Below are 17,407 nucleotides of genomic sequence, written 5' to 3' on the forward strand. Positions count from 1 at the left end.
CTGTCAGTGTGGCGAATCGATTTCGGGTTCGCGATGCGAAGGCACCGTGCCGGGATCGGGCGGCAGCGCCGTCAAAAGACGCGGACCCTGATGCGCGCCCGCCATCCACACCGCCTGCCAGTCCGCCTCGCCGGTCGGCTCCGCCAGCATCACGACGATACTGTGCGGGGCCAGTTCCATTTCGCTGCCGACGAGCGGCCGCGTTACCGAGTCGGGCTCCGCGCTATCGAGGAGCACGTTCCATTCCAAGTGAGGCGCGGGCGGCGTGAACGTGAGCGCCTGCGACGATGCGTTGAACATGATGAGCAGCACGTCGATTTCGCCGTCGACGCCCGGGCCTGCGCGCCGCAGCGTGAGCGCGCGGCCTTCGGCGTCCTGCCATGCTTCGATCGCGAGCGCGTTGCCGCGTTCGTCGAACCAACTCACATCGTAAAGGCCCGGCAGCACTTCGCGGTCGCCGTAAAGGAAGCGCGTTTCGCGCAGCACCGGGTATTTTTTGCGCAGTGCAATAACGCGCGCGACGAACTCCGTCATCTCGACGCCCCGCGCGCTTTGCGCCGCGTCCCAGTCGAGCCAGGAAATCTCGTTGTCCTGGCAATAGGCGTTGTTGTTGCCCTGCTGCGTGCGGCCGAATTCGTCGCCGGCGAGAAGCATCGGCGTGCCGAGCGAGAGCAGTGTCGTCGCGACCATCGAGCGGGCGAGACGCGCGCGCACTTCGAGGATCGCGGGATCGTCGGTCGGGCCTTCGACGCCCCAGTTCGCGCTGCAGTTTTCGTTGTGGCCGTCGTTGTTGCCTTCCTGATTCGCGTCGTTGTGCTTGTGCGAATAGGCGGTGACATCGGCGAGTGTGAAGCCGTCGTGTGACGCGACGAAGTTCACCGACGCCCACGGCTTCCTGAAGCGGCGATTGAAGAGTTCCGCCGAACCGGTGAGGCGCGCGGCGAGATCGGGGCGCATGCCGGAATCGCCGCGCCAGAAACGTCGCACGCCATCGCGATACTTGTCGTTCCATTCCGCGAAGCCCGGCGGATGATTGCCCACCTGATAGCCGTCCGGCCCGATATCCCACGGCTCGGAAATCAGCTTGCGCGTGGAGAGGACGGGATCCTGGCGGACCGCGTCGAAGAAACCCGAGCCCGGATCGAAGCCGTGCCCTTCGCGGCCGAGCGTTACGCCGAGATCGAAACGGAAGCCGTCGATGTTGAACGCGGTGCACCAGTAGCGCAGCGAATCCATGACCATCTGCAGCACGCGCGGATGCGACAGGTTCACCGTGTTGCCGCAGCCGGTTTCGTTGATGTAGTGGCGCTCGTCGCCGGGAATCAGGCGGTAGTAGCTCGCGTTGTCGAGGCCGCGCCACGAGACCGTGGGTCCGAGTTCGTTGCCTTCGCACGTGTGGTTATAGACGACATCGAGAAACACTTCGATGCCCGCCGCGTGCAACTGGCGCACGGCGATGCGCATTTCGTTCAGCCGATGCGTCGAGAGATACGAAGGCTCCGGCGCGAAGAACGCGGCGGTGTTGTAGCCCCAGTAGTTCCTGAGGCTGCGTTCGACGAGAAAGCGGTCGTTCAGAAACGCGTGCACCGGCAGAAACTCGACGGCGGTGATGCCGAGCTTCTGCAAATGCTCGACGAACCACGGCGACGAGAGCGCCGCGAACGTGCCGCGCTCGTGCTGGCGGATGTCGTTGCGCATCATCGATGCACCGCGCACGTGCGTTTCATAGACGATGGTTTCGCCCCAGGGCGTGTCGGGGCGCACGTCGCGCGACCAGTCGAAGGCGTCGTCGGTGACGATGCACTTGGGCATGGCGGGCGCGGAGTCGCGCCGATCCATCGACATGTCGAGCCGGTTCGAATGCACGCGATAACCGAAGAGCGCGTCGGACCAGCGCCACGGACCGACGAGTTTTTTCGCGTAGGGATCGAGCAGCAGCTTGTGCGGATTGAAGCGATGCCCTTGCTGCGGCTGATACGGGCCGTGGGCGCGGAAACCGTAGACGGTGCCGGGATGCGCGCCGGGCAGATAGCCGTGCCAGATTTCGTCGGTGCACTCGGGGAGATCGAAGCGCATCAGTTCCTTGCGGCCGGTGCTGTCGAAGAGACAGACTTCGATGCGATGCGCATTCGATGAAAACACCGCGAAGTTGACGCCCAGACCGTCCCAGTTGGCTCCGAGCGGGTAGGGGGCGCCCGGGAGCAACTTGTCGGGGAGTGCATTTGGCATTGGGCCTATCCTCGGAGGTTTGACTTGAGTGAATTTCTTGGGCTTTGTTTTCGCCGGATCCCGTGTTTTTTGTGGTCTATAAGCGTTGCCCCTGTGCGGGGCGGCAGTCACTTTCTTTGCTGCTGCAAAGAAAGTAACCAAAGAAAGCAGCTTTTCCATCCAAAGTGCTTCATGCCGGCCGCGGCACAGGAGATTGGCTGAATGGCCCCCAGAGTAGCGAGTGCCCTCGCAAGCAGAACACGGCTTGGCTCGCGCACGGTCTGACGCATCGCACCGCATAACAAACTGGTTCAGCACCAATAGCTCCGGCCCGCTTCGCGGCCGACCGGTCCATCGGGTCGGCGCGCGCTTTCTTGCTAACGGTTCCATCTCACTGCATTCGTACTTCGTCGGTTTCCCTTGCAGACCCGGCGGCAGCGCGCAGCGCTGTGCCGATGCTTTTTCGTGCTGAACCAGCGCGCTGCAAGTTATGGCTCGTCAGACCGTGCGCGGTCCAAGCCGCGCGAGTTTTGTGAGGGCACTCGCTATAGCCGTTCCATTCAGCCGATCGCCTGTGCCGCGGCCGGCATGAAGTGCTTAGGCTGGGGAAAGCTGTTTCTTTGGTTACTTTCTTTGCAGCAGCAAAGAAAGTGACTGCCGCCCCGCACAGGGGCAGTGCTAATAGACCAATAACAAATCGGGATCCGGCGACAAAGAACACAAACACCCCCTTCAATCCCCCCGCAAAACAATCGTCGCCAACGGCGGCAAGGTCAACGCTGCTGACTGCTCCCTCCCATGACCAGGATAGTCATCCGTATGAATGACCCCGCCATTCCCCGTATTCGACCCGCCGTAAATGGACGCATCGGAGTTGAACACCTCGCTCCATCGCCCGCGCCGCGGCAAGCCAATCCGGTAAGCCAGCCGCGGCACCGGCGTCATATTGCACACGACGACGACTTCGCGCCCCTCCGCATCCATGCGCCGATACGCATACACGCTGTTCGCATTGTCATCCCCGACGATCCACTCGAACCCGCGCGCATCGCTGTCCAGCTTGTGCAACGCAGGCTCGCTCGTATAGAGATGATTCAGATCGCGCACGAGCTTCTGCAAGCCGCCGTGCAGCGAGTCATCGAGCAAATGCCAGTGCGGAGATTCATCGTGATTGAACTCCGCGAACTGCCCGAATTCCCCGCCCATGAACAACAGCTTCTTGCCCGGATGCGTCCACATGAAGCCGAAATACGCGCGCAGGCTGGCGAACTTCTGCCACCGGTCGCCCGGCATCTTGTTGATCAGCGATCCCTTGCCGTGCACGACCTCATCGTGCGACAAGGGCAGGACGAAGCGCTCGGAATACGCATACACCATCCCGAACGTATAGAGATGATGGTGATACTGCCGATACACCGGATCTTCCTGCATGTAATGCAGCGTGTCGTGCATCCAGCCCATGTTCCACTTGAAGTCGAAGCCGAGGCCGCCGCTCTCGACATTCGCCGTCACGCCCGGCCATGCCGTCGATTCCTCGGCCACGGTGATCGCGCCCGGAATCTGCCGCACTTCATGATTCAGCCGCTTCAGGAACGCAATCGATTCGAGATTCTCGCGCCCGCCGTAGATGTTCGGCACCCACTCGCCCGCCTTGCGCGAATAGTCGCGATACAGCATCGACGCGACCGCATCGACACGCAGTCCATCGACGTGATAGCGCTTGAGCCACGCCAGCCCCGATGCGATCAGGAACGCGCTCACCTCGTTGCGGCCGAGGTTGTAGATCATCGTGTTCCAGTCCTGGTGATAGCCTTCGCGCGGGTCCGCATGTTCGTAGAGCGGCGTGCCGTCGAACTGCACGAGACCGTGCGCGTCGTTCGGAAAGTGCGCCGGCACCCAGTCGATGATGACGCCGAGCCCCGCCTCGTGCGCGCGGTTCACGAACTCCGCGAACTGCTCCGGCGTGCCGAAGCGCGCGGACGGCGCAAACTGCCCGAGCGGCTGATAACCCCACGAGCCGCCGAACGGATGCTCCGCGATCGGCATGAATTCGAGGTGCGTGAAGCCCATGCCCTTCGCGTAGGGAATCAGGCGCTCGGCAAGCTCGTGCCAGTTCATGCCGCGATTGGCTTCCTCGGGCACGCGCAGCCACGATTCGGCGTGCGCCTCGTAAATCGCGATCGGCGATTGCGGCGTCTGCTTGCCGCCGCGCGTGGCCATCCAGTCGGCATCGGTCCATGCGTAGTGATCGATCGCATCCGCATCCGCGACGACCGATGCCGTCGAGGGCGCCTTCTCGCTCTGCATCGCGCAAGGATCGGCCTTCAGCGGCAACGTGTGGCCGTCGCGCGTGACGATCTCGTACTTGTAGCGCGTGCCCGCGCCGATGCCCGGAATGAAAAGCTCCCACACGCCCGCGCCGTGACGCAGGCGCATCGGATGACGGCGTCCGTCCCATGTGTTGAAATCGCCGACCACGGACACGCGCCGCGCATTCGGCGCCCACACCGCGAAGCGCACGCCCGCGACGTTGCCGTGCGTGACCGGCCGCGAGCCGAGGCATTCGAGCACCGCGTACGGGTCCGCTTGCGAGAGGCGCGCGAGCCATTCATCCGATAACACCGGGCCGAACGCGTACGTGTCGTGCGTCTCTTGCGGCGTGCCGTGCCAGTCGATTTGCAGGCGATACGCCGCCGGCCGCTCGACGAAGCCCGCGTAAAGCCCCGCTTCGTGGATGCGCGCGAGCGCGCCGATGTGCTCGCCATTGCCCGCATCCATGACGCTCACCGACGATGCGCCCGGCAGGAACACGCGCACGACATGTCCCCGGTCGGTTTCGTGCAGGCCGAGCATCGAGAACGGGTCGGGATGCCGCGCTTCGACGAGTGCGTCGATGTCGAGCGGATTGAGGCCGTGCGCCGGATTCCTGGCATCCGCCGGATCGCTACGATTGTTCATGGTGGGTTCCATCCGGATTGTCCTTGGTTGCTCCGAACACGGGTCGCGTGCCCGGAGCGGGCGGCTCGCCCGTGTCTCGCAGCAAGCGGCTCGCGAGCGACGCGAGACCCCGCAACGGAAGGCCGATCCAGGTCGGCCGGTTCGCTGCTTCGTAGCGGATTTCGTAAGCGGCCTTTTCGATCAGGAAGAGATCGAGCAACGGTTCGAACACGTCTTCGGCCGCGATCGTTTCAGGCGACGATGCGATCGCCGCCATGTACTCCCGCAAGAAGCTCTCCTCGGCGAAGGCGCGGAACCGCTCGAACAGCGCGCGCTTGCGATCCGCCGTCTGCGCGGGCGCGTTTTCCGTCGTCGATTGCGCGGCCGCGCTCGCATACGACAGCGAACGCATCAGCCCCGCGACGTCGCGCAACGGGCTCGTCTTCCTGCGGCGTTCGTCGAGCGCGCGCGCGGGCTCGCCTTCGAAGTCGATCAGATACGCGTCGCCCTGCGCCATCAGCACCTGGCCTAAATGGAAATCGCCGTGGATGCGGATGCACAGCGCATCGGCGCCGGGCGCGACGAGCTTCTTCACGGCATCGACGAGCAGCGTGCGGCGATCGAGCAGGCTCTGCGCGAGGAAACGGTCGTGCTCGCCGAAGTCGCCGATCTTCTGCGCGAGAATGTCGAGCGCCGATTCGAGCAGCTTGAGCGTGCCGTCGATCCAGCCCTTCGCGTCTTCGGCCGTCGCGCGTTGCGGCGTGAAGGCTTCGTCCTCGGTCGGCGATGCGAGCGCGACATGCAGTTCGCCGAGCCGCTTGCCGATCACGCCCGCGATGTTGCCGTAGCCCGCGAAACCTTCCGCCTGCGCATCGCGTTCCTGCGTGTGCTCTTCCGATTCCACCGCGACCGCGAGTTCATCGACGGTGCGGCGCAGATAGTCGAGCGCGTAGTTCCAGGCGTCGCCCTGATTGTCGATGAAGCCCTGCAGGATGACGAGCGTATGCGGCACGCCCTGCGGATCGACGCGCACGACTTCGCCGAACAGCGGGCCGGTGTTCGCATAGCCGAGCTTCGTCAGATAGCGGCTCATCTCCGCTTCGGGATGAATGCCGCCGACCACGCGCCGCACGAGCTTCAACACGACCTTGTCGCCGATCACGAGCGAGCTGTTGCTCTGCTCGGCCGCGAGCCAGCGGATCTCGGGCAGATCGGCGGGATAGTAGTTGAGTTCGTCGAGGCGTTCGGTCGGGATGAAACGGATCTCGCTCTTTTGCACCGTCGGCACGACCGCGCGTTCCTTCAGCTTGCGCATCACGCCATAGGTGAATTGCGGCACCGAGAACGCATCGGTCAGATGCCCGATGTTGCGGTTGCGGCGCACGCGCGCCAGCGCGAGCTGCATGTAGAGCGGCGATGTCGTCTCCGTGCCCCACGCGATGGAAAGCGGCAGCACGTAGCGCTCGCAATGATCGCCGACATCGGCTTCGATCTCGGTGAACGCGAAACCCGCGTTTTCGATCGTCGTCAGCGCGGCGAGCCGCACGCCATGCAGCTTCTGATCCTTCGACGCGAACCAGCGGCGCTTGCTCAAATAATTCGGCAGCACTTCCGATTCGAGCAGGCGCACGTTCTCCGGTGTCGGCCCGGTCTGGCCCGCGCGAATCACCATCGTCACGAATTCGGGCAATTGTTCCGAAGGCGCCTGCGCCCACGCGGGCCGCATGTTGCCCGGACAAAGCTGGAACCACAGGAAGCCGTACGGCGGGAAGGTCAGCAGATACGTGAGCTTGCCGATGGCCGGGAACGGCGAATCGGCGGTCATTTCGAGCGGCACCGAACCGTCGAACTCCGAGAGGTCGAGTTCCACCGCCTGCGGCGCGCGCGACAGATTCGCGACGCATAGAATCGGCGGCTCGCCTTCGAGCTCGCGCAGATACGCGAGAATCTTTCTGTTCGCGGGCCGCAAAAAGCGGATCGTGCCGCGCCCGAACGCATGCTTCGCGCGGCGCACGGCCAGCATTTTGCGCGTCCAGTTCAGGAGCGAATGCGGATCGCGGCTCTGCGATTCGACGTTCACCGCGTCATAGCCGTAGAGCGAGCCCATCACGGGCGGCAGCACGAGCTGCTCGGGATCGGCGCGCGAAAAACCGCCGTTGCGGTCGGACGACCATTGCATCGGCGTGCGCACGCCGTCGCGGTCGCCCAGGTGGATGTTGTCGCCCATGCCGAGCTCGTCGCCGTAATAGATGACCGGCGTGCCGGGCATCGACAGCAGCAGCGAGTTGATCAGTTCGATGCGCCGGCGATCGCGCTCCATGAGCGGCGCGAGACGCCGGCGAATGCCGAGATTCAGGCGCGCGCGGCGATCGCTCGCGTACGTGTTCCACAGATAATCGCGCTCTGAATCCGTGACCATTTCGAGCGTGAGTTCGTCGTGGTTGCGCAGGAAAATCGCCCATTGATTCGTCTCGGCGAGGTCCGGCGTCTGCCGCATGATGTCGGTGATCGGGAAGCGGTCCTCGCTCGCGATCGACATGTAGATGCGCGGCATCAGCGGGAAGTGGAACGCCATGTGGCATTCGTCTTCATCGCCGAAATATTCCTTCACGTCTTCGGGCCACTGATTCGCTTCCGCGAGGAGCATGCGATTCGGATATTCCGCGTCGATGGTCGCGCGAATCTTTTTCAGAATCTCGTGCGTCTCGGGCAGGTTCTCGTTGTTCGTGCCTTCGCGTTCGACGAGATACGGCACCGCATCCAGCCGCAGCCCGTCGATGCCCATGTCGAGCCAGAAGCGCATCACGGAGAGCACTTCCTTGAGGACCGCGGGATTGTCGAAGTTCAGGTCGGGCTGGTGCGCATAGAAGCGATGCCAGTAATACTGGCCCGCGACCGGATCGTGCGTCCAGTTCGACGGCTCCGTGTCGATGAAGATGATGCGCGTCTCTTCATACTTCTTGTCCGTATCGGACCACACGTAGTAGTTGCGATGATTCGATCCCGGCTTCGCATGCCGCGCGCGCTGAAACCACGGATGCTGATCCGACGTGTGATTGATGACGAGCTCGGTGATCACGCGTATGCCGCGCGCGTGCGCTTCCTGGATGAAGCGCTTCACGTCCGCGATCGTGCCGTAGTCCGGATGCACGTTGCGGTAATCGGCGATGTCGTAGCCGTCGTCGCGGCGCGGCGACGGATAGAACGGCAGCAGCCAGATCGCATCGACGCCCAGCTCCGCGATGTAGTCGAGCTTCGCGAGCAGGCCGGGGAAATCGCCGATGCCGTCGTTGTTCGCATCGAAGAAAGACTTGATGTGAACCTGATAGATGATCGCGTCCTTGTACCAGAGCGGATCGTCGCTGAGAATCGAGGCTTTCTTGTTGCGCTTCACCCTTGTATCCACGGTTTCGCTCCAATATGCATGGGCTGGCTGCGGCCCTTGTTATGGGTGTGCTTGCTGGCTCAGGCGTTCATTCCTCGTCCGGCTGCGGCTTCGGCAGGCCCCACGTCGGCGAAATGCGCCAGATCGCGAACGGCAGCGAATGCGGATTGAGCCGCACGTGCTGACGCCGTCCGCGCCATTCGAATCGCTCGCCGGTCACCTGATCCTCGACCGCGAGCGCATCCCATTCGCGCACGCCCCAGCGTTCGAGCGTCTGCCACGGCAAGTCGATATCCGCGCCTTGCTCGTTGAACGGATCGAGATTGATCGCGACCAGCACGACGTTGTCCCGCGAAGCGTTGGCTTTCTCGAAGAACAGGACGTGATCGTTATGCGCGGGCAGGAAGTTGATGCCGAGATGCGTCTGCAACGCGGGATTCGCGCGGCGAATGCGATTGAGCGCGGTGATCTCGGTCACGATGTTGCCCGGACGATTCCAGTCCCACGCCTTGATTTCGTACTTCTCGGAGTCGAGATACTCCTCGCTGTTCGGCAGCGCGGCCGACTCGCAGAGTTCGAAGCCGCTATACACGCCCCACAGGCCCGATAACGTCGCCGCCAGCGCCGCGCGAATCACGAAGCCCGGACGCCCCGAGCTTTGCAGAAAGCGCGGATTGATGTCCGGCGTGTTCACGAAGAAGTTCGGGCGGAAGAATTCCTTCGCGTCGGTCTGCGTGAGATCGTGCAGATAGTCGATGAAATCACGCTTGCTCTCGCGCCACGTGAAGTATGTGTACGACTGCGAGAAGCCGAGCTTGGCGAGACGGTTCATCACGCGCGGCCGCGTGAACGCTTCGGAGAGGAAGATCACGTCGGGATGGCGCGCGCGCACGTCGCCGATCACCCATTCCCAGAACGGGAACGGCTTCGTATGCGGATTGTCGACGCGGAAGATGCGCACGCCCGCCGCGATCCAGTGCAGGAAGACGTCGCGCAAACCGATCCATAAATCGGGCTTCGCGTCCTGCGCATAGAAGTCCGGATTCACGATGTCCTGATACTTCTTCGGCGGATTCTCCGCATAACGCAGCGTGCCGTCCGGACGCCAGGCGAACCACGTCGGATGTTCCTTGAGCCACGGATGATCGGGCGAGCACTGCACCGCGAAGTCGAGCGCGATCTCGAGACCATGTTCGTGCGCGGCTTCGAGCATGCGCTTGAAGTCGTCGAGATTGCCGAGCTCGGGATGCAGCGCGTCGTGGCCCCCTTCCTTGCCGCCGATCGCATACGGGCTGCCGACATCGCCCGGTTGCGCGGTCAGCGTGTTGTTCTTGCCCTTGCGGTTCGCGACGCCGATCGGGTGAATCGGCGGGAAATAGAGCACGTCGAAGCCCATCTCGCGGATGCGCGGCAACTTGCCGATCACGTCGATGAACGTACCGTGACGATTCACGTCGTCGCTCATCGAGCGCGGGAAGATCTCGTACCAGCTCGCGAAGCGCGCGGCGGCGCGTTCCGCATCGACGCGATACACGACCGGATCGCGCGACAGGAACGGCCGATGCCGCGCCGCCGCGATGGCCTTCGCGGTGGCCGGCGCGAGCGTGAGTTCGAGCTTGCGCGCGTCGTCGCCCTTCGTGAATTCCTTGACGATCTTTTCGAGCGGCTTGCTGTCGGCGTCGGGGTCGTCGGCGGTCTTCACTTCGGCGAGAATCAGCGCGAACAGATGCTTCGCTTCCGCGACTTCGAGCTCGACGGTCTGTCCGGCCTTCAGTTTCTTCTGCATGTGATCGACGAGCGACGCGTAGTCGTCGCGCCACGCCATCACGACGAACTCGTGACGGCCCACGCGTTCGAGCGGAATGCGCGCGGACCACAGGTCGAGGCCGGCGGGCTGCACGGCGCGCATCGGCGCTTCGTGCCAGCCGGTTTCGTCGGCGGCGCGCCATTGCACGGCGGCGGCGATCTTGTCGTGGCCTTCCGCGAAGATCGCGGCCTGAATCTCCAGCGCCTCGCCGACGATGCGCTTCGCCGGAAAGCGCCCGTGATCGACCGAAGGCGTCACGCTTTCGATCGACACGCGCGGCGCGGCGACCGCCTCGGCGACCGACTTCTTGTCGGCGGACTTCGCGCCGCGCTTCACTTGCGGCTGCGCGAGCAGGATGAACGGCTCGGCCTCGGCGCGGAAGAGCCGCACTTCGCCCGCCTTCAGCATGAACGGCGCGAGGCGTTCGGCCTTGCCCATGGCATCGTCGATGAGCGCGAAGCGCGTGTAGTTGCCCGGCACCGATTCGAGCAGATGCAGCGTATCGACATGCACCGGCGCGACGAGGTCGGGATTGATCACGGCAAGCACGGCGTCGTTGCTGTGACGCAGATCGCCGCCATCCGCGCGGATCAGCGCCGCGTACGGCGTGCCCGCGCCCGTCAGCGCCCGCAGTTCGCCGACGCTCGACAGCGTGCCGACATTGCGTTGCAAGTCGTTCGCGCGTTTGACGCGCGCCGTGAGGTCGATGCGCTTCTCGTTCTTCGCACGTTCGTATTCGGCCGCGATGCCGTATTGCGGCGACATCGGCAGGCCGACGCCGTACTCGAAACCCATCGGCACGAGAATGCCCGTGCCGAGCGCGGCGGCGGTGTCGAGGGCGCGCGTGTATGCACGTTCGACGAGCGCGGTGTCGCTCGTGTCGGAGAGATCGCTGATGAGCCGCGCGCCGAACGGTTCTTCGGGAAACGTCACCGTCGATGCAATGCGCGACAGCGCCGCGTGTTCATCGAAGAGCCACGCGCTCTTGAAATCCCACCAGCGCGTCGATGCGAACACGGCATCGAACGCGGCGTCGGCGAGGCCATGCAGATCATGGCGCGTGACGCCGACGGTCCATGCGAGCCAGCGCGTCTCGGGATGCTTCTCGCGCACCGCCGCGCCGAGCCTGCGCCACACGTGCGCGGGCACCGCATGCGGCGAATCGAAGCGAAAGCCGCCGACGCCCGCGTCGGCGAGCAGGTTCAACTCGCGCGCCCACCATTCGGTCAGATGATGCGCGGCTTCGCCATCGGCGAAGTTCGCCCACGCGACATCGCGCCGGCTCGGCGGCTTGCGCGGATCGAGCCGCGCATCGGCGCTCTCGAACGGCTGGAACCAGTGTTTGTTGTCCTGATAGAGCCCGCCTTCCGCGCTCACGCGATCGATCACGACATCGACGAGCAGCGTGAGCTTGTGCTTCTTCGCGGCGTCGGCGAGCTGGCGCAGGCCATCGGATGCGCTCGCATCGGATTCGAAGACGGCATGCAGCCGATGATGATCCGCGACCGCCTCGCGATGCCCGTTGCTGCCGGGCACGAACGGCGAGCCGATCAGGACGTGATCGAAGCCGAGCGCGGCCGCATGCCGGAACTGGTCGGGCCAGTTCGCGAGCGGACCGACGAGCAGGGGATCGATGAAGTAAATACGCGGCGCGTACGCATGATGAGCTTGATGGTTTTCCATCGTTCGTCTTTTCCAGAGTCGTCCTGCGGTGGCGGGGATGCGGGCATCAATCGCGATCACGCTCACGGGCCAAACTGCTGAAGAGCCGGTCCGCGCATACGGAATCGCGCGGAGCTCAGGCGGAACTCAGATTACACCTGGCGCCGCGTGAATCGACGCCTGCCTGGCCGCGTATCGCGATGCACCGTGCATCGAGCGCTGGTCGCGCTCACGGTGGGCGCCACGATCCCAAGTGATTACCTTTGGGGCGTTCCCTTCGGTCAACGCACGGGGCACGGCAGCACGTTGCGTGCCGCGCCCGGCGAGTGCCCGGTTCGGCTTTGCATCAAGGCACTACTATGGAACAACTGCGCCGCACGTGCTCACGCGGTGCGCGCAAGCGAATGCGCGTCCTGCACATGAGCCTGCGCGGGCGTATGCATGATGTCGTCGGGCACGCGGCGGGCGCGCAACGTCGAACGGCTCGGACGCGCGTCGCTCAGGCCGACGTACAGTGCGACCATCTTCGTCAGGGCTTCGTTCCATCCGAAATCGCAGGACATCGCGTTGCGCTGCAGCGCGCGCCACACTTGCGGACGCATGTAGGCGTCGAGCGCGCGGCTCGCGGCGTTGATGACATCGTCGGCGCGTTCGCCATCGAAGAGAAAGCCCGTGGGGGCGTGCGAGGTACGCGCCGCGGGCATCGACGCGACAGGCGTGTCATGCGTGCCGTCGCGCAGATAAATCGCGGGACGCAGCGCGTCGCGCACGCCTTGCGCGGCGTTTTGCGCCGCATCGGCGATCGTATCGGCGAGGCCGCCCACGCGCGACGCGACCGGCAGCGTGCCGTAGCGCATCGCGTACATCTGCGTCAGGCCGCACGGCTCGAAGCGGCTGCCGTGCAGCAGGAGATCCGCGCCCGCGTGCAGGGCATGCGCGCGCCGTTCGTCATATCCGATATACACGCCCACGCGATCCGGCCATTCCTGGGCGAGCTTCCTGAAACCCTTCTCGATATACGCCTCGCCCTTGCCGATCACCGCGAGTTGCAGGCGCGGATGTTTTTCGAGCAAACGCGGCAGCGCTTCGAGCACGACATCGGCGAGCTTCTGGCCGGTCATGCGGCTGCCGATCGCCATGAGCGGCGCGAACGGATCGACGGGCAAACCGAACCTGCGTTGCAGCGCGCGCTTGCAGGCGTGCTTGCCGCGCATGTCGTCGAACGAATAGTTGCGTTCGATCAGCGGATCGGCGGCGGGGTTCCACGTACCTTCGTCGATGCCGTTGACGACGCCCGTCAGCTTGTCGGCACAGCTTTGCAGCACGCCTTCCATCAGATGACCGAAACGCGGCGTGAGGATCTCGCGCGCGTAGGTTTCGGAGACGGTCGTCACGCGGTCCGCATGCACGATGCCCGCTTTCATCAGACTCAGCGCGCCGTAGAACTCGATGCTCCGCGGATCGCTGAGCGCATGAACCAGCCACTTCTCCGGCACGCCGAGCGACGCACCAAGCGAGAGCGCGTAGTTGCCCTGGAATGCGAGATTGTGGATCGTGAATACGCTTTTCGCGTGCACGCCCGCGTGTTTCATCAGCAGCGGCGTGAGGCCCGTATGCCAGTCGTGCGCATGAACGATGTCCGGCTTCTTCACGCCGCGCACGCCCTCGGCGATTCTGACGGCGGCCGCCGAGAGCGTCGCGAAGCGGATCGCGTTGTCGGGGTAGTCGCGGCCCTGCGCGTCCTGATAGAGGCCGGTGCGCGCATAGAGCGCGTCGCAGCGCAGCAGCAGCACCGGCACGCCCGTCTCGGGCATGCGGCCGCGCAGGAGCGCCGCATCGCCGCCGGGCAGGCCGGTGAGCGTGCCGACCTTGCTCAGACCTTGCGCCTGAGCAACTGCATTCGGGTAAGCGGGAAGCAGGATGGTGGCATCGACGCCGGCTTCGCGCAGCGCGGCAGCGTAGGCGCTGACCATGTCGCCGAGTCCGCCGGTCTTGGCGAGCGGGACGGCTTCGGAGGCGACCAGCAGAACGTTCAAAGGCAAAGTGGGCTCCTGAAAGAGCAACGCGCGGGCGACGAGCCGCGCATGCGAGCGCTGATCGGGGTTTCGTCTGAAATGGCTGGCGCAGTGCAGCAATCGGTGTGCCACGGGCTCGGGCGTGTGTGCGGCGTATCGCATTTCATGCGCGCCGATGACACGGCAAGACCGCCGGCGCGCGCGTCCGGCAAGGCGCGAAACGGCACGAGCGTGCCGCGTGTAAAACTGACTGCGGCGCGCGTCGCGTTTTTACACGGCGTATCCGACGAGCTTATTGAGCGCGCGTGACAGCGTCGTTTCAGCCGCCGACCATGCTCGCGGCGATGTTGATCGAGAGCCCGAGCACCGCGAGATTGAAGAAGAACGACATGACCGCCTGTCCGAGCGCGGTGCGCCGCGCGGATGTCGATGCGAGCGCGACGTCGGCGGTCTGGGACGCGACCGCGATCGTGAAGGAGAAGTAGAGGAAGTCCCAGTAGTCCGGCTTCAGATGACGGTCGGGAAACTTGAGCGCGGGATCGTTATCCGGCGACTGGTAGTAATGCCGCGCGTAGTGCAGCGTGAACATCGTGGGAATCAGGAACCACGCGCCGAGCATCGTTGCGCCGGTCAGCAGATAGTGCGGCAGCGCCTGGGCGCCGAGGCTTTTCGCCGTCGCCAGTTCCACGACGATCGCGACGATGCTCGCGATCGCCGCGATGCTCACGACGATCAGCACGGTCGCGGCGTTTTCGTCTTCGCGTTCGGCGAGCGTCTGCACGTCGCTCTGGCGCGCGGTCGCCATCCGCAGCCAGATCAGCGCGAGATAGAGCCACACGGCCGCGTCCCAGCCGATCAGCGCGCGGGCGGTCGGCCGCACGTGCGCCGGAACCAGAGCGGCCACGACGCAGCCAACAGCCAGGCCGACCAAGGCGCGCGGCCGGTTACGCAGAACGGGCGGGAGAAAGGGCTTCATTTTTCTTTTGTCCAATGAGAGCGAGGCGTTCCGATTCACGCGATTATTGCCCGCACGCCTTTCAGGAAGCTGAGTTCATGACGCGATCATCGAGGAACGCATTCGTTCGACGAGGCAATAACTACGGTCCCGAGGGCCGCCGCGCGGCAGCTTTTACGCTTGAATCCGGCCTGCCGGTAACGCCGCTGTAACGAGTGTGGATACGGCTTGCGGACTGCTTGCAAAAGCGAGGCAGCACTCACATTCCGTCATTGAGCAGCGCTATGATTGGCGCATGAATGGTCCTACATGTCCTATCGTCTGCAGGCATCCCGCGAATGACATCGGCCGCGATTTCGTGGTCGGTGATCTGCACGGCTGCATGGATGCGCTGCGCTTTCTTCTGCACGAAATCGGCTTCGATGGTGCACGGGACCGGCTGTTCTCCGTCGGCGATCTGGTCGATCGCGGCACGGATTCGCTCGCGGCCATCGATCTCATCGACAAGCCGTGGTTCCATGCGGTGCTCGGCAATCACGAGGAAGCGCTGATCTCGGTCGCGACGGGCGAAATGCGCCGTCAGTCGTGGTATGCGATCGGCGGCTCGTGGGCCGACACGATTCCCGACGATGAACTCGCCGTGCTCGCGACGCGGCTCTCGACGTTGCCGCTCGTGCGCATCGTCGGCGAGGGCGAGCGGCGCTTCAACGTGCTGCACGCGGAATTCTTCGGCAACGACGCCGAACTCGACGCCGGCGATTTCCACGACGACGTGCGCAACCAGATTCTGTGGGGCCGCGGCCTCGCGCTCGGTCACGCGGACCCGCAGCAACAGCTCGGTCTCTCGCCCACTTACTGCGGCCATACGCCGACGCGCACGGTGAAGCAGATCGGCTCGCAGATTTACATCGACACCTGCGCGTTCGCGCCGGAAGGCCGGCTGACGATCGTCCAGGCCGGCACCGAGGAGCGCTGGTCCGTGAAGGAGCGCTGGGCCGCTTCCGAAGGCGCGCGCGAACTCGCGCTGCCCTGACCGCTCCCGCGACCCGGCACGCACGTTGCTCGAAGCTTCGCCATGAATCGAAGGTCAATCAGGCGAGGCGCGCGGTGGCGAGAATCGGAAGGAACAACGAGACGGGCGGCGGAGCCAGCGACGGTTTGACGGGCGGCGTGCAAGGTTGCCCCGAGGATCTGCCGCCGGGCCTGCGCTACATGGACGACTCGCGGCGCGGCTACACGCGCGAGTGGATCGACGGCGCGTTCGCCTTCTTCAACACACAAGGCAAGCGTATCGACGACGAAGCCGAGATTCGCCGCATCAACGCGCTCGCCATTCCGCCCGCCTATATCGATGTCTGGATCTGCCCCGATTCGCGCGGCCATCTCCAGGCGACCGGGCGCGATGCGCGTGGGCGCAAGCAATATCGCTATCACGCGCAATGGCGCGAAACCCGCGACGCCAACAAGTACGAGCGCATGCTCGCGTTTTCCGTGGTGCTGCCGAAGCTGCGTTCACGCGTGGCGCGCGATCTGAAGCTCGACGGCATGCCGCGCAACAAGGTGCTCGCGACCGTCGTGCGCTTGCTCGACACGACGCTCATCCGCGTCGGCAGTGAGGAATACGCGCGGGAGAATCGCTCGTATGGACTGACGACCTTGCGAAAGCGTCATCTGAAGGTGTCGGCGGGGACGCTCAGGTTCAGGTTTCGCGGCAAGAGCGGCATCGAGCACGATGTCGCGGTGAGCGACGCGCGTGTCGCGCGCATCGTCAGGCGCTGCATGGACTTGCCGGGGCAGGATCTTTTCCAGTATCTCGATGCGGACGGCACGCGCCATACCGTTTCCTCGTCCGACATCAACGAGTATCTGCACGAGATCACGGGCGCGGACTTCACCGCGAAGGACTATCGCACGTGGGCCGGCAGCGTGTTCGCGCTCGCGGCGCTCAGACGGTTGAAATGGGAGACCGTGACGGAGGCGCGCAGGCATGTCGTCGGCACGATCAAGGAAGTCGCGCAACTGCTGCGCAACACGCCCGCCGTGTGCCGCAAGTGCTACGTGCATCCGGCGGTGATCGACGCATTCGAGGCGGGCGAGCTTGCCGAGACGATGTCCGCGTCGCGCCGGCATGGCCTCAGGACGGACGAGGCCGCGCTCGCGATCTTCCTCGAAAAGGACGCCAAACGCCGTACACGCGAGGCGGCGCGCAGGAATCGCAAGGGCGAGGCGCCAAGCGACACGCGTCTGACGCGGCTGCTCACGGAATCGAGCCGCAAGGCGCGCGCCGGCGGGCTCAAGTCGAGCGCCAAGAACGCGGCTTCGCAGGCGCTGGAGCACGTCGCGAAGAAACCGGCGAGGAAGGCGGCGCGACCGGCGTCGAAAAAGCTCGCGCGTACCCGCACCGAAACGGCAATCGCGATCCGCTGAAGCATGTGAAA

The 17,407-nt window shown here is 64.6% G+C and carries 9 protein-coding genes; 3 read left to right on the forward strand and 6 right to left on the reverse strand.

All coding sequences use genetic code 11. The features are described from left to right. Positions 1-3: 3 nt before the first annotated feature. From glgX to glgA, 5 genes are all read right to left on the reverse strand, one after another. A complete protein-coding gene (gene glgX / locus NOV72_RS09840) occupies positions 4-2,229 on the reverse strand; it encodes a glycogen debranching protein GlgX (RefSeq protein WP_106854412.1) in 2,226 nt (741 codons plus the stop codon). Positions 2,230-2,940: 711 nt separating this feature from the next. Then, on the reverse strand, positions 2,941-5,166 hold the full coding sequence (glgB, locus tag NOV72_RS09850; protein ID WP_106854414.1) for a 1,4-alpha-glucan branching protein GlgB: 2,226 nt from the start codon (positions 5,164-5,166) through the stop codon (positions 2,941-2,943). Next, on the reverse strand, positions 5,153-8,539 hold the full coding sequence (gene treS / locus NOV72_RS09855; RefSeq protein ID WP_106854415.1) for a maltose alpha-D-glucosyltransferase: 3,387 nt from the start codon (positions 8,537-8,539) through the stop codon (positions 5,153-5,155). Before treS ends, glgB begins: the two co-directional genes overlap by 14 nt. A 79-nt stretch (positions 8,540-8,618) precedes the next feature. Beyond that, positions 8,619-12,020: a maltotransferase domain-containing protein gene (locus tag NOV72_RS09860; RefSeq protein ID WP_106854416.1), complete on the reverse strand. Its 3,402-nt coding sequence runs from the start codon at positions 12,018-12,020 to the stop codon at positions 8,619-8,621. A gap of 362 nt (positions 12,021-12,382) precedes the next feature. Then, positions 12,383-14,041, reverse strand: coding sequence for a glycogen synthase GlgA (gene glgA, locus NOV72_RS09865; protein WP_106854601.1), 1,659 nt, complete (start codon positions 14,039-14,041; stop codon positions 12,383-12,385). A 42-nt stretch (positions 14,042-14,083) separates the two neighbouring features. Here glgA and NOV72_RS09870 point away from each other — a divergent pair, with 42 nt between their 5' ends. After that, positions 14,084-14,323 carry a hypothetical protein gene (locus NOV72_RS09870; RefSeq protein WP_146149972.1) on the forward strand — a complete coding sequence of 80 codons (240 nt, stop codon included), beginning with the start codon at positions 14,084-14,086 and terminating at the stop codon, positions 14,321-14,323. A 10-nt stretch (positions 14,324-14,333) separates the two neighbouring features. Here the strand turns inward: NOV72_RS09870 and NOV72_RS09875 are convergent, their stop codons facing one another. Further along, complete coding sequence (locus tag NOV72_RS09875; RefSeq protein WP_106854418.1) at positions 14,334-14,990, reverse strand: DUF1345 domain-containing protein; 657 nt, start codon at positions 14,988-14,990, stop codon at positions 14,334-14,336. A gap of 274 nt (positions 14,991-15,264) precedes the next feature. On the opposite strand from NOV72_RS09875, the gene NOV72_RS09880 reads away from it, so the two are divergent. Together NOV72_RS09880 and NOV72_RS09885 are read left to right on the forward strand one after the other, a co-directional pair. Then, on the forward strand, positions 15,265-16,002 hold the full coding sequence (locus NOV72_RS09880) for a metallophosphoesterase (RefSeq protein WP_106854419.1): 738 nt from the start codon (positions 15,265-15,267) through the stop codon (positions 16,000-16,002). A 74-nt stretch (positions 16,003-16,076) separates the two neighbouring features. Further along, positions 16,077-17,396 (forward strand): DNA topoisomerase IB, encoded by a 1,320-nt coding sequence (locus NOV72_RS09885; protein ID WP_106854420.1) that lies wholly within the window; start codon positions 16,077-16,079, stop codon positions 17,394-17,396. Positions 17,397-17,407 lie beyond the last annotated feature (11 nt).

Origin of the sequence: Caballeronia novacaledonica (assembly GCF_900258035.1) — a bacterium.
GTDB classification, from domain to species: domain Bacteria; phylum Pseudomonadota; class Gammaproteobacteria; order Burkholderiales; family Burkholderiaceae; genus Caballeronia; species Caballeronia novacaledonica.